This is a genomic window from Halorubrum sp. GN11_10-6_MGM, assembly GCF_005435165.1.
Lineage (GTDB): Archaea > Halobacteriota > Halobacteria > Halobacteriales > Haloferacaceae > Halorubrum.
This window is the reverse complement of record NZ_SGUC01000030.1, coordinates 1-20,883: the sequence shown is the minus strand read 5'-3', so window position 1 is coordinate 20,883 and position 20,883 is coordinate 1. Positions and strand designations below refer to the sequence as shown.

Genomic DNA, 20,883 nt, shown 5'->3' with positions numbered 1-20,883 from the left:
GCGACGACTCCCGCACTTTCAATACCCGGCCCGTCGAACCTTCAGAACGGACCATGAACATCTCTGATATCGCAGTGCCGGAATACGTCGAGGTCGACGTCGACGAGCGTCTCGCCAAGGTCCGTTCTATCTTCGAGCGAGAGAACCCGAAGGGGATCGTCGTCGTCGAGGACGGCGAGTACGCGGGCGTCGTCGGGGAGAAACAGCTCATGCGCTCGCGCATGGAGGACGACACGAAGGTGTCCGCGGTGATGAAGCCCGCGCCCTCCGTCGACCGCCACGAGGACGTCCGCGAGACCGCCCGGCTCCTCGTCGAGGGCGACGTGAAGATCGCGCCCGTCTACGAGGGCGAGAAGCTCTACGGCATCGTCACGGTCGACCAGATCCTCGAGGCCGTCATCGACAGCCTCGACGCGATCACCGTCGGCCAGATCGCCACCGAGGACGTGATCGGTATCGGCGAGACGGAGAGCGTCGGCCGCGCGATCAACCGCCTCCGCGAGAACGGCGTCTCTCGGCTCCCCGTCCTCGGGGACGACGGCGACCTCGTCGGCGTCGTCACCACCAACGACATCGTGGAGTTCGTCGTCCGCGACCAGGAGCGGCAGGGCAGCGGCGACCGCGCCGGCGACATCGACCGCATGCTGGACATCCCCGTCTACGACATCATGTCCAGCCCGGTCGTCACGGCGACGAACGACGAAACCGCACAGGAGGTCGTCGAGCGCATGTTCGACAACGACGTCTCCGGGCTGGTCGTCACGCCAGAGGGCGCCGACACCGTCGCCGGGATGGTGACGAAGACCGACGTGTTGCGCGCGCTCACGTTCACCGAGGAGGACTCGATGGACGTCCAGATCACCAACGTCGACCTGCTGGAGGGTACCAGCCGCGAGCACATCGTCGAGTCCATCGAACAGGTCGCGGACAAGTACGCGGACATGCACGTCATCCACGCGCACGTCCGGCTCCACGCGCACAAGGAGAAACTCCGCGGCACGCCCCTGATCCAGTGTCAGATCCGCCTCCGCACCAACGAGGGGCAGGTCGGCGGCTCCGGCGAAGGGTACGGCGCCGAACACGCGTTCCACGTCGCGCTCGACAAGCTAGAGCGCAACGTCCTCGAGATCAAGGGCGTCAACGCCGACGAGGAGTACCGCGGCCAGCTCCTCCGCAAGCTCGGCGAGCTGTGAGCCGGTAGGTGCCGAGCGGCGGACCGACGACCGAACTTCTTTCTCGTGACTCCTGCCGTCGGCCGGGCGGTTACCCGTCCGCTCCCTCCGCGAGCCCGTCGGCGACGATCCGGAACGTGGCCGTGTCGCCCGCGGGCTTCGACCGGTGCTTTTCGAGGGTCACTCGTCGGTTCCCGCCGCGGAACCGGTCGACGCGGACGATCGCGCCGGTCCAGTGGTTGAGGGTGTTGCCGCCGAGCGCGCGGTCGCGGTCGCCGTCGGGGTCGGTGAACACCTGATTCGTGATGACGACGGCGACGTCGTGGCGCCGGGCTAAAGAGAGGAGGTGCGTCACCTGTTTCGCGACCTTGCGGAGCGACTCGCCGCCCTCGGTGTCGCCGGCGCGCTCCAGTCGGTAGAATCCCGTCGCGGAGTCCAACACGATCAGCTCGACCTCCTCGGCGAGCTCCTCGGCGTCGCGGACCGCCTCGCGCTGGTCGTCGAAGTCGTACGCCTCCGAGATGACGAGCCGCGAGGCGAGTTCCTCGACCGCCTCGTCCGCGTCGTCCCGGTCGAGGCGTCCCTCCGCCAACTGCTCGAAGCGGTCGATCGAGAGCCCCTCGGTGTCGATGTAGAGGGCGCGGTCGCCGCCGGCGGCGACTTCGACCGCCGCGGCGAGCGCGAGGTTCGTCTTCCCCGCGGCCGGCGGCCCGTACACCTGCGTGACGACGCCGCGCTCGAAGCCGCCGCCCAACAGCTCGTCGACCGGGCGACAGCCGGTCGGGATCGGATCGCTCACTGGTGAGGACTTGCCCGCGCTCGTATTTATGTATTCAGGCGCTAAGTCCCCTTCCTCAAGGAGCAACGCAGGGTGCGAAGCGACCGAGTAGCGTTAACGAGAGCAAGCTCTCGTTCGCACATCAGAACGCTTCGCGTTCTGAGGGCGCAGTAGGGAGGGGATACAGCGCCGTCATAGTCTTCCAAACACTCCGCGACAACCGACCCACAGGCCCACGTAATCGCAACTCTTATTTGTGTATTTTGTGTATAGTGTGTTGTGACGACTCGCAAAAACATCTCCATCCGCGACGAGCAAGAGGAGTGGATTCAGGACAACCACCTGAACCTCTCCTCGTTCGTCCAAGAGAAACTGGACGAACTCATCGAGGAACGAGAGTCATAGATGCACTACAACTACAAGTATCGACTCGAGCCACCAGAAGCCCTCTCCGAGACGCTTCTACATCACGTCGATACTTGTAGGCAACTCTACAATCACGTCCTCTACAAACTCAACGAGACCGACGAGATTCCAGCCCGCTACAAGGTACAGGGAACGCTCCCCGACCTCAAATCGTGGTGGGACGACCTGAACGACGTTCACTCGAAAGTGTTACAGATGGTCGTCAAACGCGTCTACGACAACCTCTCTACACTCAAAGCACAGAAGGAGAACGGACGCGCCGTAGGGATGCTCAAGTGGAAGCCGCCTCGGGAGTATCGGTCGCTCACCTACAACCAGTCCGGCTTCGAACTCGAGAATACGAGTGGTCGGCCTGTCCTGTGGTTGAGCAAAATCGGTGAGATACCGATTCACCTTCACCGAGACATCCCCGAGAACGCGACCATCAAACAGGTCACGGTCAAACAAGAACCTACGGGCGAGTGGTTCGCTACGTTCGGCATCGACGTAGACGAAAGCATTCCTGAGAAGTCGGAGAATCCAGAGAGAGTCGTTGGGATTGACGTTGGTATCCTGAAGTACGCACATGATACGGACGGAACCGCTGTCGAGTCACCAAATTTCTCCGACGAGCGCGAACGATTGGAACGTGCCCAACGTGAACTCTCTCGGAAGGAACACGGCTCAAACAACTGGGAAGAACAACGTAAGACGGTTGCCCAACGTTACGCCGACCTGAAACGGAAGCGCCGAGACTTCCTCCACAAATTATCGAACTACTATGCCCGTGAGTACGACCTTGTGGCCGTTGAGGATTTAAATGCGAAGGGATTGGTTGAACTCCCCGGCAACTCTCGGAATCGAGGCGGGGCCTCGTGGGGAACGTTCCTGCGAATGCTCGAATACAAGTGCGAACGCGAAGGCACGCACTTCATTGCCGTAGACCCCCGAGGCACGACCAAAGAGTGTACGTCGTGCGGAACGGAGACGGACAAACCGTTGTGGGTGCGTGAGCATTCGTGTCCGTCGTGTGGATTCAAGGCAGACAGAGACGCGAATGCGGCGTGGAATATCCTTTCTCGCGGTCTTGACGAAGTAGGAGTGGGACACTCCGAATCACCGCCTGTGGAGACTGCGCTCCCTGCGGATACACCTGTATCTGCAAAGCGCGTCGTGGAAACAGGAAGCCCCATCACCAGAAGTCGCAGACTTCTGGTTAGCAGTCAGAACTCTCCGAGTTCTGACGACACCCTCAAGGAGCGAACGGCGTCAGCCGTGAGCGAGTAGGGTGGGGTAGTTCACACGGTCGATCGCGGCGACGACGGGTCGATGCGCGCCGCTTGTCAAACGAAGCGTCGCTCACCGAGGGAAACGCTATCGCTCGTCGAGCGGTGATAAGTGTGAGAGAAACGGAGATAGGCGTCGATCGCGTCGAGCGACGGCCGAAATCCGGTAGTGCGTGCGGACGCGCCGTCCGCTACGTGGGGGTTAGTTGCGGACGAGGTTCGTCGCGCGCGGTCCCTTGGGGGACGATTCGATGTCGAACTCCACTTCCTGACCCTCCTCGAGGTCCGGGCCGCCGACGTCTTCCATGTGGAAGAACACGTCTTCGTCGTCGTCGAGGTCGCCGTCGTCAGTCGAGATGAAACCGTAGCCGCCAGTGTCGTTGAAGAAATCAACCTTACCGTTTGCCATTGCGAATAAACACACAGCCGGGCCGGGGATAACCCTTGCGAGGGTCGCGGTACCACGGAGGTACCGGACGTTCGTCCACCGAACCGAATCCGGAGCGGGGCCCGGTCACGGCCGCTGGGCGCACCCTGCGGGCGGTTAGCGGTCGTGTTCATCGCGCGCCACCAGCCGCGGGGTTCATTTACGAGCGACCACGTAGGTCGGACAACGACATGGACCGCCGCAACTTCCTCCGCTCGATCGCCGCGTCCGGCGTCGTCGCCGGCGCGACCGCCACCGCCGGCTGCGCCGGCGTCCTCGGTGAATCGGGCGGATACGGCGCCGACGGAACGGTCCTCGACCCGCCGGAACAGACGCGCGGCGATCCGGTCCACCCGATCCACGGCGACGAGATGCCGGAGTTCACCGTTCCCGACCCGATCTCGGGCGAGGAGGTGTCGACGGCGGGGTTCGAGGGCGAGCGCGCGTTCCTGTGGACCTCCTTCTACACGAGCTGCCCCGACGGCGTCTGTCCGGCGCTCATCCTTCGGCTGCGGCGCGTTCAGGAGGTCGCGGCCGAGGAGGGGTTCGGCGACGAGGCCGCGTTCCTGCCGCTCACGTTCGACCCCGAGCGCGACACGGCCGAGGTGCTCCGCGAGTACGCGGGCCGGCGCGGGGTCGACCTCGACGCCGGTAACTGGCACTTCCTCCGCCCCGAGAGCTACGAGGCGGGCGTGGAGCTGATGGACGAGAACTTCGGGCTCGTGATCGAGAAGACGGACGCCGAGGGGTACGAGAACCTGGAGTACGCGTTCCCGCACTACGGGCTCATCCTGCTCGTGAACAAGCGCGGGATCGTCGAGCGCGCGTACCCGCGCGGCCCCGCCACCGACGTCGAACGGATCGTCGACGACTTCCGGCAGGTGGTCACGGCGTGAGGCGACGACACCTGCTGGCGGGACTGGCGAGCGTCGGCGTCCTCGGCGGGGCCGGCGCCGTCGCGACCGGCGGGGTGCCCGACGCACTCGGCGGCGGGGAGGCCGACGGCGACGCTCCGGCGCCGGTCGAGCCGGTGACGCTCGACACCATCGAGGCGCCCGGTAGTCGCGACGGCGAGGTGACGCTTCCCGCCCCCGACCGCCCGACGTTCGTCGACTTCTTCGGGACGTGGTGTCCCCCCTGCGCCGAGCAGATGCCCGACCTCGCCGCGGCCCACGACCGGGTCGGCGACGAGGTGCTGTTCGTCTCCGTCACGACGGAGCCGGTCGGCGAGGCGGTCAGCGAGGAGACGGTCGTCGAGTGGTGGCACGAGAACGACGGCGACTGGCTCGTCGCGGCCGACGTTTCCGCCGAACTCGCCGCGCGGCTCAACGTCGGGAGCTATCCGAGCGCGCGCGCCGTCGACGCCTCCGGGCGAGTCCGCTGGGCGACCTCGGGGACCCACACCACCGAGGAGTTCGTCGCGGGCATCGAGCGGGCGCTCGACCGATGACGGAGCCTCGAACGGTGACCCGACGGGACGACCGATGACCGACGTCTCGCTCGCGACGAACGTTCCGTTCGCCGTGACCGCGGGCGTGGCGACGTTCTTCTCGCCGTGCGCGTACCCCCTCCTGCCGGGGTACGTCGGCTTCTACGTGAACTCCGTCGACGCCGACTCCGCGTCGGTCCTCGGCGCGGGAGCACGCGGCGTCGCGGCCGCCGTCGGGGTGCTGGCGACGTTCGCGCTGCTCGCGGGTGCGACCGTCCGCGTCGGCTACTCGACGCTGTCGAACATCACGGTGTTCGAGACCCTCGTCGGCGGGCTGTTGATTCTCTTCGGGCTGCTCGTGGTCGCCGGGCGCGCGCCGTCGATATCGGTGCCGTTGCCCGAGCGGCGGGCGAGCGTGTTCGGCTTCGGGGTCTTCGGCGCGGGGTACGCTCTCGCCGGCGCGGGCTGCGTGGCCCCCGTGTTCCTCGGCGTCGTCGCCCGAGCGATCGCGCTCCCGTCGGAGACGGCCGTCCTCGTCCTCGCCGTCTACGCCGGCACCGTCGCGGCCCTGATGGCGGCGACGACCGTCGCGACGGGCGTCGGGCTCGTCAGCAACGCGAATCGGGTGATGGCCCACGCCGGACTCCTGAAGCGGATCGCCGGCGCCGTGATGATCGCCGCGGGCATCGGACAGCTGTACCTCGCGCTGGTCGTGTACTGACCGCTGGGACCTCTCCGGTCGACCGATCGACGGACCCGTCGTCGGTCCGTGCGGACGGTTGCCGTCGCTCCCGTAGCTTCTTAAGTGATACCGCGAAATCTCCGAACAGCCGAACCGGACGGTTCGGTCCCCGTACCATGAACCTAGACGAGTTCACCGCCGCGAACGCACCGACCGACAGCGCGGAACCGTTCCAGCGCGAGAACAGCTACACCCTCGACGTCGACGTCGACGGCACCGTCATGGCGAAGGCCGGATCGATGGTGGCGTTCACGGGCGACGTATCGTTCACCGGGAAAGCCTCCGCGGAGGGCGGCATCACCGGCTTCCTCAAGGAGGCGGCCACCGGCGAGGGGACGCCGATCATGGCCGTGGAGGGACAGGGCCACGTCTACTTCGCTGACGACGGCAAGAAAGTCCAGGTCGTCGAGCTCGACGCCGGCGAGTCTATCACGGTCAACGGCGAGGACGTGCTCGCCTTCGAGGAGTCGCTCTCCTACGAGATCAACACGATCGACAGCCTCGCCGGCGCGCTCGCCGGCGGCTTCAGCAACGTCTACCTCGAAGGGCCGGGCTACGTCGCGATCACGACTCACGGCGACCCGATCGTCCTCGAACCGCCGGTGTCGACCGACCCGAGCGCGACCGTCGCGTGGGGCGGCACCTCCCCGGACGTCGAGGTGAACCGGAGCCTCTCGGACATGATCGGTCAGGAGTCCGGCGAGCGCTACCAGATGCGCTTCGACGGCGACGGCGGCTTCGTCGTGGTCCAGCCGCGCGAGGAGCACGTCTGAGGCGGCGACGAGACGCCGACCCGCGATCGCATCGCCCTCGCTACCGCACACCCCTCCTATCGCGCCGTCCTCGCTACCGCACCGCCCTCGCTACCGCGCCGCCAGCCACTGGGCGAAGTCACCGGTGAGAAAGCCGACGTAGTCGACGACGCCGAGGTACAGGACGACGACCACGACGATCAGGATCGGGAGCCGGACAGCCCAGATCCAAGCGGCGTCGAGGCCGCCGACATCCGCGATCCCCGTCCGAAGTTCCTGCCGGGCGACGTTCGGTATCACCCAGCCGACGAACAGCGCGAGCAGCAGCGAACCGAGGACGAGCAGGATGCCGTCCGCGAGCCCGTCGTACAGGCCGAGGAAGATCGAGTCGATCGTCACCGGGACGCCGAGCAGGAACACCGCGGCGCCGAGCGCGGCCGACGCCGGGACCCGGGCGACGCCGACCTCGTCGATCAGGTAGGAGACGAGCACTTCGAGGATGCTGATCGCGGAGGAGAGCGCGGCGATCCCGACCATGCCGAAGAAGACGACTCCGAGGATTCGACCGCCGGGAATGCCCGCAAACGCGGCGGTGAGGCTCACGAATATCGCGCCCGGGCCGCCCGCCCCCGGCTCGATCCCGACGGAGAAGAGGACCGGGAAGACGACGAAGCCGACGAGGACGGCGACGAGCGTGTCGAGCGTCGCGATGATCCCGGCGTCGGCCGCGAGGTTCCGGTCCTCGCCGAGGTAGGAGGCGTAGGTGATCATCACGCCCATCCCGAGCGACAGCGTGAAGAACGCCTGCCCGGCCGCGGCGGGAAGGATCTCCGTCCAGTTCGCCGCGATCGTCCCGAAGTCGGGCGAGAGGTAGTAGGCGTACGCCGCGCTCGCGCCGTCGAGCGTGAACCCGTACGCGGCCAGTCCGACGAGCAGCACGAGGATGGCGGGGACCATCACCTTCACGCTCAGTTCGATCCCGCGCCGAACGCCGGCGGCGATGATACCGACGACGAACAGCATGAAGACGGCGTGGAAGGCGAGCGTGTCGAGCCCGGTCGAGACCGACTGGTAGAGCGCGTCCGCGGCCGCCGGGTCAGTGGTCGTGAACCCCTCGGTGATCCCGATGAGCGTGTACCGGAGGAACCAGCCCGCGACGACGCTGTAGTACGAGAGGATGACGAAGCCGGTGACGACGAACAGCCAGCCGACGGACGACCAGACGCCGCTGCCGAGCTCCCGGAGCGCCCCGACCGGGTTCCGCTCCGTCCGCCGCCCGATGACGAACTCGACGAGGATCGCCGGGAACCCGATCAGCGCGACGAACGCCAGGTAAGTGATCAGAAACGACGATCCGCCGTACTGGCCGGTGATGAACGGGAACCGCCAGATGTTCCCGAGTCCGACCGCGCTGCCGACCGCGGCGAGGATGAACCCCATCCGGGTCGCCCACGTCTCGCGTGCCATTGGTGTGCCGGATGAATCCGCTTACCCCCGTAAAAACGTGTCTCTCCGGCGCTCTTACTTATGATCATCAACTGTGATCGATTGTACACCGACACGGTAGCGGGGGATTGTCCGCCGACGTGGCGACGAACTGGTTCGGCGCCCGGCGGCCCCGCCGAAACGACGAACGGGTTCGACTCGTGTCGGGGAAACGAGTCCGACTCGCGTCGGGGACCGTGAATTTAATAGCTGGACAGAGACCTCACGGGGTATGGAACGCGTAGACGTCGCGATCGTGGGCGGTGGGCCGGCCGGGTCGTCCGCGGCGCACGCGGCGGCGACCGGCGGCGCGGACGCGCTGGTCATCGAGAAGGGAGTCCCCCGAGCCGACCGCGACCGTCTCGGTCCGGACTCGACGGACGCGGCAGGCATCTTGGACTACTGGGTCGACATCATGGGTATCCACCCCGACGAGTTCGACGAGGGCGTGGTCCAGCGCGAGCTGAACCGCGCCGAGTTTCGCGGCCCCGACGAGTCGGCGACGCTCACCTCCACCGGCATCGACTCCTCGTACGACAAGTTCGGCTACACCTTCCAGCGCGCGCGCTTCGACGACTGGCTCCGCGACCGCGCCGAGGACGCGGGCGCCGAGTACCGCGTCGGCACCTCGGTCCGCGGCGTCGACACCGACCCCTCGGCCGCGCCCGGTAGCGACGACCCGCGTCACACGCTCGAACTCGCCGACGGCGGGACCGTCGGCGCCGACTTCGTCGTGCTCGCCGACGGGCCGCAGCGGACGGTGACGAACCGCGTCCTCGACGAGTACCTCCCCGCCGACGCGCAGGCCTCCGAGCGGCTGGCGTCCCGGACGGCGAACCACATCGCCTATCAGGAGTACCGCCGCGTCCCCGAGGAGGTGTTCGAGGCGGTGAACGACGCCATCGTCTTCTGGTGGGGCGTGATGCCCGGCGAGACCGCGTACCCGTGGATCTTCCCCAACGCGGACCGCGTCTGCCGGATCGGGCTGACGATGCCGATCGGCCTCGACATCGACGAGGTGGACGCGTCGGAGTACGCCCTCCTCCGCGAGGACGACGAGTCGATCCCGCAGGGCGGCGAGTACATTCGTCGGCTCCTGGAGTGGCAGTACGGCGACGAGTACGACGTCGAGGAGGACTTTCCCCTCGTCGAGGACGCCGGGAAGCGGAACGGGACGGAGACGTACCCGATCTCGTCGACCCGACCGATCGACTCGCCGGTGGACGCCGGGATCGCGGTCGCGGGCGGTGCGATGGGGACCACGTCGGCGTTCCACGAGGGCGGCGACCACGTCGCGGTCCGCACCGGCGCGATAGCGGGCGAACTCGCCGCCGAGGGCGACCTGGCCTCGTACAACCGCCGCTGGAAGGAGGCGATCGGCGACGAGGTCGTCCGCAACGTGACGATGGCGGACATGGTCGCGGAGTACGAGCCGGACGACTGGAACCGGGTCATCGGTGCCGCGGATGCGATGCTCGCCGCCGAGGCCGGCGACGGACTCCTCTCGCAGCCGTACCGCTCCGGTTGGGAGTCGATGAAGCTCCTGCTCGGCTACAAGTGGAACAAGCGCCGGGTGAAGAAGGACTACGTCGGGATCGACGAGAGCGAGTACGTCTACTGAGCGGTCGAGTCTCGACCGGCGACGGTGCGACCGGTCGAGACGGGGGCCGTCTCTCTCCACCCGCGCGACCGCCGGTCCTACCGAATCACGGGCGCCGGTAGCTCGACCGGCTCGGGGTCGACGCCCGCGACGTCGACCGGCTCGACCTCGTGCGTGGGCCAGCGACCCGTCTTGGTGAGCCGCTCCGTCAGGTCCGGCGCGACGAGGTGCGTGTCCTCGCTTTTCGTCCCCCGGACCGTCGGATTCCACGCGTAGCCCATCGGCCGCCGAACCGTCTCGTCGCCGTCGGGCGTCGCGAACCACTCGCGGCCCGCGAAGCCCGCCGCGCCGCCCTGGTGGTGGTTCTCCCACTCGTCCGGGAAGCCGACCGCGTCGTACGCCCGCCGAATGGCCTCGAACACGTCGCCGGCGCTGTCGGGGGCATCTGAATCGGACGCCTCACCGTCGTCTCCGGAGAGCGTCCCGGCCGCGGCGGCCTCGGTGGCCCGGAGGGCGGTGGCCTCGACGCGGGCCGCGGCGCGGTGGCGCTCCTCGAACCAGTCGGGGGCGTCGAACGCGACGGTCCGGGTCATCGAGGCGTACAGCCCGGCCCGCTCGGCGGTGACGGAGACGAGCGCGTAGTCGCCGAGCGCCGCGTCGGTCGGCGTGTAGTGGCGGTACGCTCCCGCCCGCTCCGCGCCGCCGACGAGGACGACCGGCGTGTCGACGTCGCGGGACGCGAGCGAGATGTCGATCCCGGCCGCGACCTCGTACTCGGGGTCCTCGGGTTCGAGGTTCCGGCAGACGGTCTCGACGGCGGCCGCGACCTCGCGGCCCAGCTCGCGGTACCGCTCGACGTCGTCGTCGGTGAGCGGCTGCCGGAGTCGGCTGCCGTCGACGGCCTCGAAGCCGGGCACGTCGAAGTCCGCCGCCGCGGGCGAGGGCGACCGCTCGGCGACCGCCTCGGCGAGCGAGCCGGCGTGCCACGGGACCGACTCGACCGCGAACGCGTCCGGCAGCTCCTCGTCGGCGAGCCGGTCCGCCTCGATGTTGTCGGTGATAACGCGGAGGTCGCCGTCGTACCCGGCGGCCGCGACGCCGGTCGTCCCGTCGTCGTCGACGACGTTGTCGCCGCCGGTGAGCCACGCGAAGCCGTTCGGACGTGCGAACCAGACCGCTTCGAGCCCGCGCTCGGCGAGGTACGCGTCGAGCCTCTCCGTGCGGGCGGCGAGATCGACCATACGGACGGATGCTCGGCGAACGGGTAAAAACGGTCGAAAGGCGTCGAGCCGTCGGCTCGGGGGCCGCGCCGTCGGTCGATCGGAGGTCGGTCACCGGCCTCGTCCGGATCCCCGAAACGAAAGGTTCAATTACGTCCCCCGGAAACGACGAGACGCGTCAGTAAGCCCCTGCGGGTTGGTAGTCTAGTCCGGTTATGACACCTCCTTGACATGGAGGAGGCCGGCAGTTCAAATCTGCCCCAACCCACTCCCTTATAAACGAAAACCGCAAGACGGCGAGGAACACTTATACCGCAGCCCGCTCCACGAGCGATTCCACGGCACGGCCCTCGTGACACGCGGCGGGAATGTGACGGAGACTCCGGCCCGATGGGAAGTTTCTTTTACCTCACACCGGACGATATCGGTAGATGAGTGACCGAGGCGGTCGAGCGCCGGACCGAACCGAATCGCCCGCTTCGAGCGGTAAAACGGTAGATTCGATCGACTCGGCGGGGCCGACCTCGGTCGACGACGACGGGGCGTCGACCGGGCGGCTGGTCGTCGTCTGCGGGCTGCCCGGCGTCGGCAAGACGACGGTCGCCGAGCGGATCGCCGCCCACGTCAACGGGCGGATCCGCCGGACCGACGTGATACGCAAGGAGCTGTTCGAGGACCCCGAGTACACCGACGCGGAGACGGAGGCGGTCTACGAGGAACTCCTCGCGCGCGCCGGCGACGACGTCGAGGCCGGCGGCTCGGTCGTCCTCGACGCGACATTCGCCGACGAGCGGTTTCGAGCGGACGCCCGCGAGACGGCTGCCGAGCTCGCGGCCGCGTTCGACCTCGTCGAGGTCGTCTGCGACGAGGCGGTGGTGGAGCGCCGAATCGAGCGCCGGGACGGGATCAGCGACGCCGACTTCGAGATCCACCTCCACTTCAAGGAGCTGTTCGACGAGATCGCGCCCGACCACGCGGTCGTCGACAACTCCGGCACGGAAGCGGAGACGTTCGCGCAGGTGGACGCCGCGTTCGCCGAACGCGCGGCCGGCGGCGAGGGGGTCGAACGCGCGGCCGCCGACGAGGGGGCCGCCGAACGCGCGCGGTCCGGAGACGCGTCCCGCGAGGACGCCGCCGGCGACCGCGACGACCTGTCCGCCGCGGTCACCGACCCGGAGTGAGGTCCTGCGTCGGCGTCGCGGACCGCAGTCATCGTGGGAACAGATCGCATGACGGGGGCACACACGCGTCTCCCACCACTTATACGGACGAGCGCACTACGGGTGGTATGAGCGAAGAATCCGGGCGGAAGAATCTGCGGATGCCCAACGACGACGAAGTGTTCGCCGTGGTGACGGAACACCTCGGCGGCAACCACGTTCAGCTGCGCTGCGCCGACGGCAAAGAGCGCCTCGGCCGGATCCCCGGCCGCATGAAGTATCGCACGTGGATCAGCGAGGGAGACGTCGTCCTCGCCGAGCCGTGGGACTGGCAGGACGAGAAGGCGAACGTCGAGTGGCGCTACGAGGACGAGGACGCCGACCAGCTCCGCCGCGAAGGCCACATCCAGTAGTCAGCGCGCCGCGCGGCCGTCGATCCGCTTTTGCGATCTCTTTCATTCCCTCGACGCGGTCCGTTCGAGCGTCGGCTCGCCCGGTCGCGCGGGATCTCGAACGCCGACAGCGACCGTATCGGCTCGTGTCGCGTCGACGGCGGGCTGACGACGTGCCGACGGGCTGACGACGCGCGGCCGGACCGACGACGCGCGGCTTTCTCTCGTAGTATTGTGGTTTCTATCCAAAACCGTTATTACCACGAGGCGCGTACGGCTGGGTATGAGTTCGACAGAAGCGACCCCCGCGGAACCGATCCAGCTGACCGACGCCGCCGCGTTCGACGAACACGTCGCTGACGGCGTCGTCCTCATCGACTTCTACGCCGACTGGTGCGGCCCGTGTCAGATGATGGAGCCCGCCGTCGAGGCGGTCGCGGAGGACACCGACGCGGCGGTGCTGAAGGTCGACGTCGACGTCCACCAGGCGCTGGCCGGGGAGTACGGCGTTCAGGGCATCCCGACGCTGCTCGTGTTCGCGGACGGTGAACTCGTCGAGCGCATGGTCGGCGCACAGAGCGAGCAGGCGCTGGCGGACGCGGTCGGCGAACACACCGCCTGAACGTCTCCGAAGGAGTCGCACGCCGAACCACTCGGGACGCGATCACGGGTCGACCTCGCGGTCAGGCCCACCCGTCGTCGCGGTCACGGTCCGCCCGTCGCGGCCCGAGTCGCCGAAACCGACACCATGAGAACGATCCAACTCGACGACGACGGTATGACCCCGAGAGAGCTTCGCGCGGACGTCCCGGCGCTCGGCGACGCGGCGTACTTCAACTTCGGCGCGCACGGGCCGAGCCCGGAGTACGTCGTCGAGGCGGCCGCGTCGTTCGTCGAGGACCACGAGTACGAGTCCGCGACGACCGATCCGTACGGTCACGCGTTCGAGACGTACGACCGCGTGCGCGAGCGGATCGCGGCGTTCGTCGGCGCGGAGTCCGAAGAGATCGCGCTGACCGAGAGCACCACCGACGGGATCAACCGCGTCGCCGGCGCGATCGACTGGGAGCCGGGCGACGTCGTCGTTCGGACCGACCTCGAACACCCGGCCGGGGTCCTCCCGTGGAAGCGGCTCGAACGCGAGGGCGTCGAGGTGCGCGTGCTCGAAACCGAGAGCGGGCGCGTCGACCGCGACGCGTACGCCGAGGCGGTCGAAGACGCCCGGCTCGTCTGTTTCAGCGCGATCACGTGGACGCACGGGACTCGCCTCCCGGTCGCCGACCTCGTCGAGGTCGCGAACGAGGCGGGCGCGTTCACCCTCGTCGACGCGGTCCAGTCCCCCGGGCAGGTCGCGATGGACGTGAGCGAGTGGGGGGCCGACGCGGTCGCCGCGGCCGGTCACAAGTGGACGCTCGGCCCGTGGGGCGCCGGCTTCCTCTACGTCGACCGCGACGCCGCGGCCGACCTCGCACCGCGCGCCGTCGGCTACCGGGGCGTCGAGGACCCGACCGGCGACGAGATCGAGTTCAAGCCCGCCGCGGGGCGGTTCGAGATCGGGACGACCACGGCGGCGGCGCACGTCGGGCTCGTCGAGGCGCTCGACGCGATCGACGCCGTCGGCCTCGACGCGATCGAGTCGCGGATCGAGTCGCTCACCGACCGACTCAAGGACGGCGTTCCCGAGGGACGACTTCTCAGCCCGCGAGACTACGAGTCGGGGCTCGTCACGATCGACGTCGACGACCCGGAAGCGACCGTCGAGCGGCTCGCCGGAGAGGACATCGTCGTGCGGTCGCTGCCGCACCCGAACGGGATCCGGGCGTCGGTCCACGCCGTCTCGACCGAGGCCGAGATCGACCGGCTCGTCGAGGCGCTGGAACCGGAGTGGTGAGACGCAGTCGGGGACCGTTCGACGCGGACCCGAGAACGATCGCCGCGCGACCGGACGCGTTTTAGTGCTCCGCACACAATACCGGCCATGGGATTTCACACGTTCGACGCCGACGGCGCCGATCGCTTGGAGCGCCCGGCGGTGCGGTATCGCTGGGTGTCCGCCGAGGAGCTGATCGGTCCGTTCGCGGCCGACGCGTTCGGCGTCCTCGCCGATCTCGGCAGCGGAACCGGCTTCTACACCGACGACGTCGCCGAGCACGCCGAGACCGTCTACGGCGTCGACGTTCAGTCCGAGATGCACGAGTACTACCGCGAGAAGGGCGTCCCCGACAACGTCGATCTCGTCGCGAGCGACGTGTCGGACCTCCCGTTCGCGGACGGCGAGCTCGACGGCGCGTTCTCGACGATGACGTACCACGAGTTCGCGAGCCCGGAGGCGATCGAGGAGGTCGCTCGCGTCCTCCGCTCGGACGGACGGCTCGTCATCTTCGACTGGTCGGCCGACGGCGACGGCGAGCACGGGCCGCCGGTCGACGAGCGCTTTTCCGTGAGCGACGCACACGACGCGCTCGCCGACGCCGGATTCGACGTCGAGCGCGCCGAGACGCGGACCGAGACGTTCGCGCTCGTCGCGCGAGCGCCGTAATCGACGGGGCTCGACGCGGCAAATCGGCGGGAGGTCGACGGGGCGAACCGGCGGGGGTCGACGGGGCGAACCGACCGCTCTCGACGGGGCGAACCGGCGGGGGTCGACGGGGCGAACCGACCGCTCTCGACGGGGCGAACCGACCGCTCTCGACGGGGCGAAACGGTCGCCTCAGGGTCCTCTCCAATCGTTCGTGAAGAAATACCGTTAGGTGCGTCCGGCCCGTACTTGGGAGTATGTCCGTTCGCCACCGATCGGCGGCCGTCGCCGCGCTCGCGCTGCTCGCGACGCTCGCTGCGCGGCCGGTCGCGGCCCACGTCGACTACGTCACCGAGGACTCGGGCGACCCCCTCGACGCGGTCGTGTTCACCGCCGAGGTGCTCTCCGATCCGTTCAACGCGGCGCTGTTCGCGGGATCCGGGCTCCTCGCCGTCGCCGGACTGGCCGTGTACCTCCGAGTCCGCCCCACGATCACCGACGTCGTCGTCCTCCGCGAGACGCTCGCCGGCTACGCCGACCTCGTCCCGTGGATGCTCCGGCTCGCGGTCGGGCTCCCCCTCGTCGGTGCCGGCTTCCAAGGGTACCTGTTCGCGCCGACGCTCGCGTTCGACCCCGGGGCGAGCCCGCTCCTCCGCGTCCTCTTCATCGGACTCGGCTTCGCGGTCCTCTTCGGGCTCGCGACGCGGATCGTCTCGGTCGTCGGCCTCTTGACCTACGCGTGGGTGTTCCTCGCCGTCGACCCGCTCGTCTTCCTCGCGGTGGAGTTCGTCCCCGTGTTCGTCGCGCTGGCGGTCCTCGGAGGCGGCCGCCCGAGCGCCGACGACATGCTGCTGGCGGTCGCGAGCACGCCCGGATCGTACTACGGCCGGGTCGACCCCGTCCACCACCTGAAGTCGTTCCTCGACGAGTCGACCGCCCCGCTGCGGCGGTACGTGCCGACGGTGCTCCGCGTCGGGATGGGCGTCTCGTTCGTCTACCTCGGGCTGATCCAGAAGCTCGCCGACCCGGGGAGCGCGCTGCTCGTCGTCGAGAAGTACGACCTAACGTCGGTCGTCCCGGTCGACCCGGGACTGTGGGTCGTCGGCGCCGGCGTGACCGAGATCGCCGTGGGGCTCGCGCTGATCGCCGGCTTCTTCACCCGCGGCGCGGTCGCGCTCTCGTTCGTCCTGTTCACCACGACGCTGTTCGGGCTCCCGGACGACCCGGTCCTCGCTCACGTCGCGCTGTTCGGGATGGCCTCGGCCGTCTTCACGCTCGGGTCCGGCCCGCTCGCGTTCGACCGCTGGTTCGGTCGCCCCGCGCTCGACGACGAGGACGGATCGGCGCTCGCGGCCGACTGACCGCGGCGCCTTCGGCGCCTGTTTTTAAGTCGCTCTCGCGCGGTGGGACACGCATGCGAGTGGACCTCGGCAACGCCCTGGAGACGACTCCCGGGCTCACGACGGCGACGCTGGACAGGCTCGACGACCGCGTCGCGGCCGCGCACGAGCGGATCGCGGCCGGGATGGCGGACGACGAGTTCGGGTACGCCGCCCTGACCCTCCCCGAGACCGCGGACCCGGACGCTATCCGCGCCGCGGTCGATAGCTTCGACCGCCCCGAGGCCGTGCTGACGGTCGGTATCGGCGGCAGCGCGCTCGGCGCGGCGACGCTGTCGAACGCCCTCGAAAGCGACGTGGACGCCTACGTCCTCGACAACGTCGACCCCGACGACACCCGGGCCCTGCTCGCCGACCTCCCGCTCGGCGACACCGTCGTCAACGTGGTCTCGAAGTCGGGGACGACGGCGGAGACGCTGGCGAACTTCCTCGTCGTGCGCGAGGCGATGGCCGACGCAGGCGTCGACTGGACCGAGCGCACCCTCGTCACCACGGGCGAGTCGGGGAACCTCCGCGATCTGGCCGACCGCCACGACCTCCCCTCGCTCCCGGTCCCCGACGGCGTTCCCGGGCGCTTCTCCGCGCTCTCGACGGTCGGCCTCGCGGTCGCCGCGCTCCAGGGTCACGACGTCGAGGCCGTCCTCGCCGGGGGGCGCGACGGGATGGAATCGCTCGCGGGCTCGCTGTACGAGTCGCCCGCCTACGCCTACGGCGCGGCGACGTACGCGCTCGCGGAGCGCGGCGCGCGCACGAACGCCGTCATGCCGTACGCGGAGTCGCTGGAGACGTTCGCGGAGTGGTTCGCCCAGCTGTGGGCCGAGAGCCTCGGGAAGGACGGACTGGGGCAGACGCCGGCGCGCGCGCTCGGCGCCACCGACCAGCACTCCCAGCTCCAGCTGTACCGCGCCGGGCCGCCGGACAAGTTGATCTCCCTTATCCGGCCCACCGAACGCGCCGCGGTCGAGATTCCGGAGACCGACCTCGACGGGCTCGCGTACCTCGGCGGCTCGTCGCTCGGCGGGCTCCTCGACGCGGAGTTCGAGGCGACGGAGGCGAGCCTCGCGGCCGCCGGCGTCCCCAACGTGCGCGTCGAGATCGACCGCGTCGACGAGCGGGCGCTCGGCGAGCTCCTGTTCGGGATGGAGTCCGCCTGCGTGCTGTACGGCGAGCTCGCGAGCGTCTCGACGTTCACCCAGCCCGCGGTCGAGTGGGGGAAGAAGGCGGCCCGCGGGCTGCTCGGCGGCGGCGACTTCCCGGAGGCCGAGGCGGTCGCGGAGAAGCGCGAGCTTCGGATCGACTGAGTCGCTCCGCGAGTCGAGGTCGACGCCGACGATCCCCTTCCGGTGCGTGTGAACTACCCTACCTTACTCGCTCACCGCGTGTTCGCTCCTTGAGGGTAGGGCTTCCTGCTTCTACGACGTGCTTTGCAGATACAGGCGTATCCACAGAGAGCGCAGTCTCCACAGGCGTTGATTCGGAGTGTCCCACTCCTACGTCTTTGAGGCCGCGAGAAAGGATGTTCCACGCCGCATTCGCGTCCCGGTCCACCTCTAACCCGCAGGCGGGACAGGCGTGTTCACGGACCCACAACGGCTTATCGGTCGAAACGCCGCACGACGCGCACTCCTTGGTCGTCCCTCTCGGGTTGACCGCCACGAAGTGCGTCCCCTCTCGCTCACACTTGTATTCGAGCAACGAGAGGAATGTCTGCCACGCGGCAGACGCCGTGTTGCGGCTGTTCGACGGTGATTCGAGCATCCCCTTCACGTTCAGGTCTTCGACGGCCACAAGGTCGTACTCTCGGGCGTAGTACGCCGAGAGTTTGTGTAAAAAGTCGCGCCGCTTCCGTCGCAGGTCGGCGTGACACTCAGCGACCCGTTGCCGTTGCTTCCAGTTGTTCGATCCGTGTTCTTTCTGTGAGAGGGACCGCTGTTCACGTTCCAGTCGTTCCCGTTCGTCCGAGAGGTCGAGCGACCCGACTGCCGTACCGTCGGTGTCGTGGGCGTACTTGAGAATTCCCACGTCGATGCCGACACACCGTTCGGGATTCTCGGGCGGCTCGGGCGGTTCTCGGTCCATTTCGACGCCGAACGTGGCGAACCACTCGCCCGTCGGTTCCTTCTTGACCGTGACCTGTTTGAGCGTCGCGTCGTCGGGGATGGCGCGGTGAAGCCGAATCGGTATGTCCGCGAGTTTCGAGAGTGAGAGGACAGTCTGACCGCCCTTCTTGTCGAGCTTGAAGCCAGACTGACTGTACGTGAAACTGCGGAACTTCCGTGGCGGCTTCCACTTGAGTTGGCCGACGCCGTAGCCGTTCTCTTTGAGTTTGGAGAGGCTTTTGAGGTTGTCGAACAGGCGTTCCACGACGGTTTGGAGCACTTTCGAGTACACGTCCGAGAGGTCGTCCCACCAGTTCTGGAGGTCGGGGATTTCCGACCGTAGCGTGGTCATGGACGGCAGTTCGCCGTGTTCGTCTTGGTACTCGTTGAGTCGGTAGAGCGTGTGGTTGTACAGTTGCCTACAAATGTCTCGGTGGCGGTCCAACTCCTCGCGGTGGGCATCGGACGGCTTGAGACGATACTTGTAGGCGTAGTACATGATGCTACTCGCGTTGGTTCTCGACGTACTGTGTCAGCACATCCAGCGACACCTGCCCAGTCGAGATGAGGCAGTACGAGTCGTTCCAGAACGACTCGCCCCACAGTTCGGTCTTCAGTTCATCCTCGTATTCGTTCCGAATACGTCGGGCAGTCGCGCCCTTGACAGTATTGATGAATTTCACGAGGTCTGTGGTAGGTTTTGCTTGGAACAGGATGTGAACGTGGTCGTCTTCTCCGTCGAGGTTGGTCAGTTCGACACCGTAGTTGTCCGCGAACCCGCTGATGACCCCTCGAAGGAATTGGGTTCGATCCTCGGTTAGCACTCCGCGGCGATACTTCGTGGTGAGTATCAGGTGGTAGTGTAAGGAATACGTCGAGTGTGCACCCGAGTCGAGGTCATACGCCATTGGGTTCGGTTATTACTATACTACCCTACTGCAAAAACGCTACGACTGCGTTGGCCTGTGAGCCTGTAACCGTAGAATATATGAGAACCGTGCGACGCTATATCCCCTTCCTGTTCGCACTTCCTGTTCGGTCGGCGCTCGCTGAGGAAGGGGAATTAGTGTCTCGGTACAGCTAAACCCCCGCGAGCCGTGTCCCCGGTAATGAGCGACGACCTCTCGGCCTCGGCGGTCGGCGAGCGGGTGCTCAGCGTCGCGAGCGCGCTGTTCGCGATCGTGTTCGCGCTCCTCGTCGCGAGCGCGATCACCGCGCCGGGGGCGGATCTGGCGGCCTCGCTCGGGCTGGTGTCCGAGGGCACGACCGGCTACCAGCTCCTTCAGACGCTGCTCCAGTTCGGCGGGTTCGCGGTCGCGGTCGCCGGCTACCTCGCGATCACGGGCGAGTGGGGGCTCGCCCGCGTCTCCCGGCCGGACGCCCGCGAAGCGGCGATCATCGTCGGCGGCGGGATCGTCCTGTTCGCGTTCCAGTACGGCGCGCTGTTCGCGCTCGACCAGCTCGGGCTCTCGACCGGCCAGAATCAGGCGGTCGTCCCCGCGGGCGACCCCGTGGTCTACTACCTCGCGATGATCGCGGTGTCGCTCGCGGTCGTCGGCCCGGTCGAGGAGCTGCTGTTCCGCGGCGTCGTCCAGGGCGGCGTCCGGCGCGCGTTCGACGCCGTCCCCGCGGTGCTCATCGCCAGCCTCGCGTTCGGGCTGATACACCTCCCGTCCGTCTCCGGGACGCCAGTCGAGCAGTGGGCGTACGTCGGGGTCGTCATCGTCCTCGGGTCGGTCCTCGGCGCGCTCTACGAGTGGACGGACAACGTGGTCGTGCCGGGGCTGGTCCACGGCATCTACAACGCGTTCACGTACGCGGTGCTGTTATCGCAGGCGCTCTGAAAGGGGGACGCTGCCGTTCTGTCGAAAGTCGGCTACCGGACCGTTTGCGATGGCGCGTGCCTGCGAGCGGTCGCCGTCGGCGACCGCGAAGCAGCGCGCGCGAGGGAGTCGCGAACGCCCGCAGGGCGTGAGCGACGAGGCTGGGGAGGCGTGAGGTGCGGGGCGGTGCTGTGC

Annotated in this window: 22 protein-coding genes and 1 tRNA gene; 17 read left to right on the top strand and 6 right to left on the bottom strand. The window is 67.9% G+C overall.

The features are described from left to right. The first annotated feature begins 53 nt into the window (after positions 1-53). Complete coding sequence (locus tag EXE46_RS12950) at positions 54-1,193, top strand: CBS domain-containing protein (RefSeq protein WP_137688806.1); 1,140 nt, start codon at positions 54-56, stop codon at positions 1,191-1,193. Positions 1,194-1,263: 70 nt separating this feature from the next. Here the strand turns inward: EXE46_RS12950 and radB are convergent, their stop codons facing one another. Next, complete coding sequence (gene radB, locus EXE46_RS12945; RefSeq protein ID WP_137688805.1) at positions 1,264-1,971, bottom strand: DNA repair and recombination protein RadB; 708 nt, start codon at positions 1,969-1,971, stop codon at positions 1,264-1,266. A gap of 258 nt (positions 1,972-2,229) precedes the next feature. On the opposite strand from radB, the gene EXE46_RS17630 reads away from it, so the two are divergent. Next, complete coding sequence (locus EXE46_RS17630) at positions 2,230-2,355, top strand: hypothetical protein (RefSeq protein ID WP_255509571.1); 126 nt, start codon at positions 2,230-2,232, stop codon at positions 2,353-2,355. Next, positions 2,356-3,642 (top strand): RNA-guided endonuclease TnpB family protein, encoded by a 1,287-nt coding sequence (locus EXE46_RS12940; RefSeq protein WP_137688804.1) that lies wholly within the window; start codon positions 2,356-2,358, stop codon positions 3,640-3,642. A gap of 201 nt (positions 3,643-3,843) precedes the next feature. On the opposite strand, the gene EXE46_RS12935 is transcribed toward EXE46_RS12940, so the two are convergent. After that, on the bottom strand, positions 3,844-4,050 hold the full coding sequence (locus EXE46_RS12935) for a cold-shock protein (protein ID WP_004595330.1): 207 nt from the start codon (positions 4,048-4,050) through the stop codon (positions 3,844-3,846). 209 nt (positions 4,051-4,259) lie between these two features. Between EXE46_RS12935 and EXE46_RS12930 the strand changes: the two genes are divergently transcribed. The 4 genes from EXE46_RS12930 to EXE46_RS12915 all read left to right on the top strand — a co-directional run bounded on the left by EXE46_RS12930 (position 4,260) and on the right by EXE46_RS12915 (position 7,012). Continuing rightward, the gene (locus EXE46_RS12930) at positions 4,260-4,964 is read left to right on the top strand and encodes an SCO family protein (protein ID WP_137688803.1); all 705 of its coding nucleotides are present in this window, start codon (positions 4,260-4,262) and stop codon (positions 4,962-4,964) included. Next, on the top strand, positions 4,961-5,518 hold the full coding sequence (locus EXE46_RS12925) for a TlpA disulfide reductase family protein (protein WP_137688802.1): 558 nt from the start codon (positions 4,961-4,963) through the stop codon (positions 5,516-5,518). The genes EXE46_RS12930 and EXE46_RS12925 overlap by 4 nt, the downstream gene beginning before the upstream one ends. A gap of 34 nt (positions 5,519-5,552) precedes the next feature. Continuing rightward, positions 5,553-6,218 (top strand): cytochrome c biogenesis protein CcdA, encoded by a 666-nt coding sequence (locus tag EXE46_RS12920; RefSeq protein ID WP_137688801.1) that lies wholly within the window; start codon positions 5,553-5,555, stop codon positions 6,216-6,218. Positions 6,219-6,355: 137 nt separating this feature from the next. Next, entirely contained in the window at positions 6,356-7,012 is a 657-nt protein-coding gene (locus EXE46_RS12915; RefSeq protein ID WP_137688800.1) for an AIM24 family protein, read from the top strand. A 90-nt stretch (positions 7,013-7,102) separates the two neighbouring features. Here the strand turns inward: EXE46_RS12915 and EXE46_RS12910 are convergent, their stop codons facing one another. Next, on the bottom strand, positions 7,103-8,458 hold the full coding sequence (locus tag EXE46_RS12910; RefSeq protein ID WP_137688799.1) for a sodium-dependent transporter: 1,356 nt from the start codon (positions 8,456-8,458) through the stop codon (positions 7,103-7,105). A gap of 250 nt (positions 8,459-8,708) precedes the next feature. Between EXE46_RS12910 and EXE46_RS12905 the strand changes: the two genes are divergently transcribed. Continuing rightward, on the top strand, positions 8,709-10,097 hold the full coding sequence (locus EXE46_RS12905) for an NAD(P)/FAD-dependent oxidoreductase (protein ID WP_137688798.1): 1,389 nt from the start codon (positions 8,709-8,711) through the stop codon (positions 10,095-10,097). A gap of 77 nt (positions 10,098-10,174) precedes the next feature. On the opposite strand, the gene EXE46_RS12900 is transcribed toward EXE46_RS12905, so the two are convergent. After that, complete coding sequence (locus EXE46_RS12900; protein ID WP_137688797.1) at positions 10,175-11,317, bottom strand: Xaa-Pro peptidase family protein; 1,143 nt, start codon at positions 11,315-11,317, stop codon at positions 10,175-10,177. Between the two features lie 172 nt (positions 11,318-11,489). Here EXE46_RS12900 and EXE46_RS12895 point away from each other — a divergent pair. The 8 genes from EXE46_RS12895 to EXE46_RS12860 all read left to right on the top strand — a co-directional run bounded on the left by EXE46_RS12895 (position 11,490) and on the right by EXE46_RS12860 (position 18,067). Next, a tRNA-Val gene (locus EXE46_RS12895) sits at positions 11,490-11,564 on the top strand. A gap of 163 nt (positions 11,565-11,727) precedes the next feature. Beyond that, positions 11,728-12,477: an AAA family ATPase gene (locus tag EXE46_RS12890; protein WP_137688796.1), complete on the top strand. Its 750-nt coding sequence runs from the start codon at positions 11,728-11,730 to the stop codon at positions 12,475-12,477. Positions 12,478-12,584: 107 nt separating this feature from the next. Continuing rightward, positions 12,585-12,869 carry a translation initiation factor eIF-1A gene (locus EXE46_RS12885; RefSeq protein WP_137688795.1) on the top strand — a complete coding sequence of 95 codons (285 nt, stop codon included), beginning with the start codon at positions 12,585-12,587 and terminating at the stop codon, positions 12,867-12,869. A gap of 262 nt (positions 12,870-13,131) precedes the next feature. Continuing rightward, a complete protein-coding gene (trxA, locus tag EXE46_RS12880; RefSeq protein WP_137688794.1) occupies positions 13,132-13,470 on the top strand; it encodes a thioredoxin in 339 nt (112 codons plus the stop codon). Between the two features lie 126 nt (positions 13,471-13,596). Next, entirely contained in the window at positions 13,597-14,739 is a 1,143-nt protein-coding gene (locus tag EXE46_RS12875) for an aminotransferase class V-fold PLP-dependent enzyme (protein WP_137688793.1), read from the top strand. 87 nt (positions 14,740-14,826) lie between these two features. Continuing rightward, positions 14,827-15,387: a class I SAM-dependent methyltransferase gene (locus EXE46_RS12870; protein WP_137688792.1), complete on the top strand. Its 561-nt coding sequence runs from the start codon at positions 14,827-14,829 to the stop codon at positions 15,385-15,387. Between the two features lie 236 nt (positions 15,388-15,623). Continuing rightward, on the top strand, positions 15,624-16,727 hold the full coding sequence (locus tag EXE46_RS12865) for a DoxX family protein (protein WP_137688791.1): 1,104 nt from the start codon (positions 15,624-15,626) through the stop codon (positions 16,725-16,727). Positions 16,728-16,780: 53 nt separating this feature from the next. Beyond that, positions 16,781-18,067, top strand: coding sequence for a glucose-6-phosphate isomerase (locus EXE46_RS12860; RefSeq protein ID WP_137688790.1), 1,287 nt, complete (start codon positions 16,781-16,783; stop codon positions 18,065-18,067). Positions 18,068-18,125: 58 nt separating this feature from the next. Here EXE46_RS12860 and EXE46_RS12855 read toward each other — a convergent pair whose 3' ends face one another. After that, positions 18,126-19,364, bottom strand: a complete 1,239-nt coding sequence (locus tag EXE46_RS12855; protein WP_137688789.1) for an RNA-guided endonuclease TnpB family protein — start codon at positions 19,362-19,364, stop codon at positions 18,126-18,128. Positions 19,365-19,368: 4 nt separating this feature from the next. Further along, entirely contained in the window at positions 19,369-19,773 is a 405-nt protein-coding gene (gene tnpA / locus EXE46_RS12850) for an IS200/IS605 family transposase (protein WP_137688788.1), read from the bottom strand. Positions 19,774-19,974: 201 nt separating this feature from the next. Here tnpA and EXE46_RS12845 point away from each other — a divergent pair, with 201 nt between their 5' ends. Then, positions 19,975-20,709, top strand: a complete 735-nt coding sequence (locus tag EXE46_RS12845; protein WP_137688787.1) for a CPBP family intramembrane glutamic endopeptidase — start codon at positions 19,975-19,977, stop codon at positions 20,707-20,709. Positions 20,710-20,883 lie beyond the last annotated feature (174 nt).

What these genes read in the sequence shown, in the direction of transcription:
- EXE46_RS12860 (WP_137688790.1), top strand. Translation starts at nt 16,781, where the DNA reads ATGCGAGTGGACCTCGGCAACGCCCTGGAGACGACTCCCGGGCTCACG.
- EXE46_RS12935 (WP_004595330.1), bottom strand. Translation starts at nt 4,050, where the DNA reads ATGGCAAACGGTAAGGTTGATTTCTTCAACGACACTGGCGGCTACGGT.
- EXE46_RS12905 (WP_137688798.1), top strand. Translation starts at nt 8,709, where the DNA reads ATGGAACGCGTAGACGTCGCGATCGTGGGCGGTGGGCCGGCCGGGTCG.
- EXE46_RS12950 (WP_137688806.1), top strand. Translation starts at nt 54, where the DNA reads ATGAACATCTCTGATATCGCAGTGCCGGAATACGTCGAGGTCGACGTC.
- EXE46_RS12920 (WP_137688801.1), top strand. Translation starts at nt 5,553, where the DNA reads ATGACCGACGTCTCGCTCGCGACGAACGTTCCGTTCGCCGTGACCGCG.
- EXE46_RS12930 (WP_137688803.1), top strand. Translation starts at nt 4,260, where the DNA reads ATGGACCGCCGCAACTTCCTCCGCTCGATCGCCGCGTCCGGCGTCGTC.
- tnpA (WP_137688788.1), bottom strand. Translation starts at nt 19,773, where the DNA reads ATGGCGTATGACCTCGACTCGGGTGCACACTCGACGTATTCCTTACAC.
- EXE46_RS12870 (WP_137688792.1), top strand. Translation starts at nt 14,827, where the DNA reads ATGGGATTTCACACGTTCGACGCCGACGGCGCCGATCGCTTGGAGCGC.
- trxA (WP_137688794.1), top strand. Translation starts at nt 13,132, where the DNA reads ATGAGTTCGACAGAAGCGACCCCCGCGGAACCGATCCAGCTGACCGAC.
- EXE46_RS12875 (WP_137688793.1), top strand. Translation starts at nt 13,597, where the DNA reads ATGAGAACGATCCAACTCGACGACGACGGTATGACCCCGAGAGAGCTT.
- EXE46_RS12855 (WP_137688789.1), bottom strand. Translation starts at nt 19,364, where the DNA reads ATGTACTACGCCTACAAGTATCGTCTCAAGCCGTCCGATGCCCACCGC.
- EXE46_RS12940 (WP_137688804.1), top strand. Translation starts at nt 2,356, where the DNA reads ATGCACTACAACTACAAGTATCGACTCGAGCCACCAGAAGCCCTCTCC.
- EXE46_RS12910 (WP_137688799.1), bottom strand. Translation starts at nt 8,458, where the DNA reads ATGGCACGCGAGACGTGGGCGACCCGGATGGGGTTCATCCTCGCCGCG.
- EXE46_RS12885 (WP_137688795.1), top strand. Translation starts at nt 12,585, where the DNA reads ATGAGCGAAGAATCCGGGCGGAAGAATCTGCGGATGCCCAACGACGAC.
- EXE46_RS12890 (WP_137688796.1), top strand. Translation starts at nt 11,728, where the DNA reads ATGAGTGACCGAGGCGGTCGAGCGCCGGACCGAACCGAATCGCCCGCT.
- EXE46_RS12915 (WP_137688800.1), top strand. Translation starts at nt 6,356, where the DNA reads ATGAACCTAGACGAGTTCACCGCCGCGAACGCACCGACCGACAGCGCG.
- EXE46_RS12900 (WP_137688797.1), bottom strand. Translation starts at nt 11,317, where the DNA reads ATGGTCGATCTCGCCGCCCGCACGGAGAGGCTCGACGCGTACCTCGCC.
- EXE46_RS12865 (WP_137688791.1), top strand. Translation starts at nt 15,624, where the DNA reads ATGTCCGTTCGCCACCGATCGGCGGCCGTCGCCGCGCTCGCGCTGCTC.
- EXE46_RS12845 (WP_137688787.1), top strand. Translation starts at nt 19,975, where the DNA reads ATGAGCGACGACCTCTCGGCCTCGGCGGTCGGCGAGCGGGTGCTCAGC.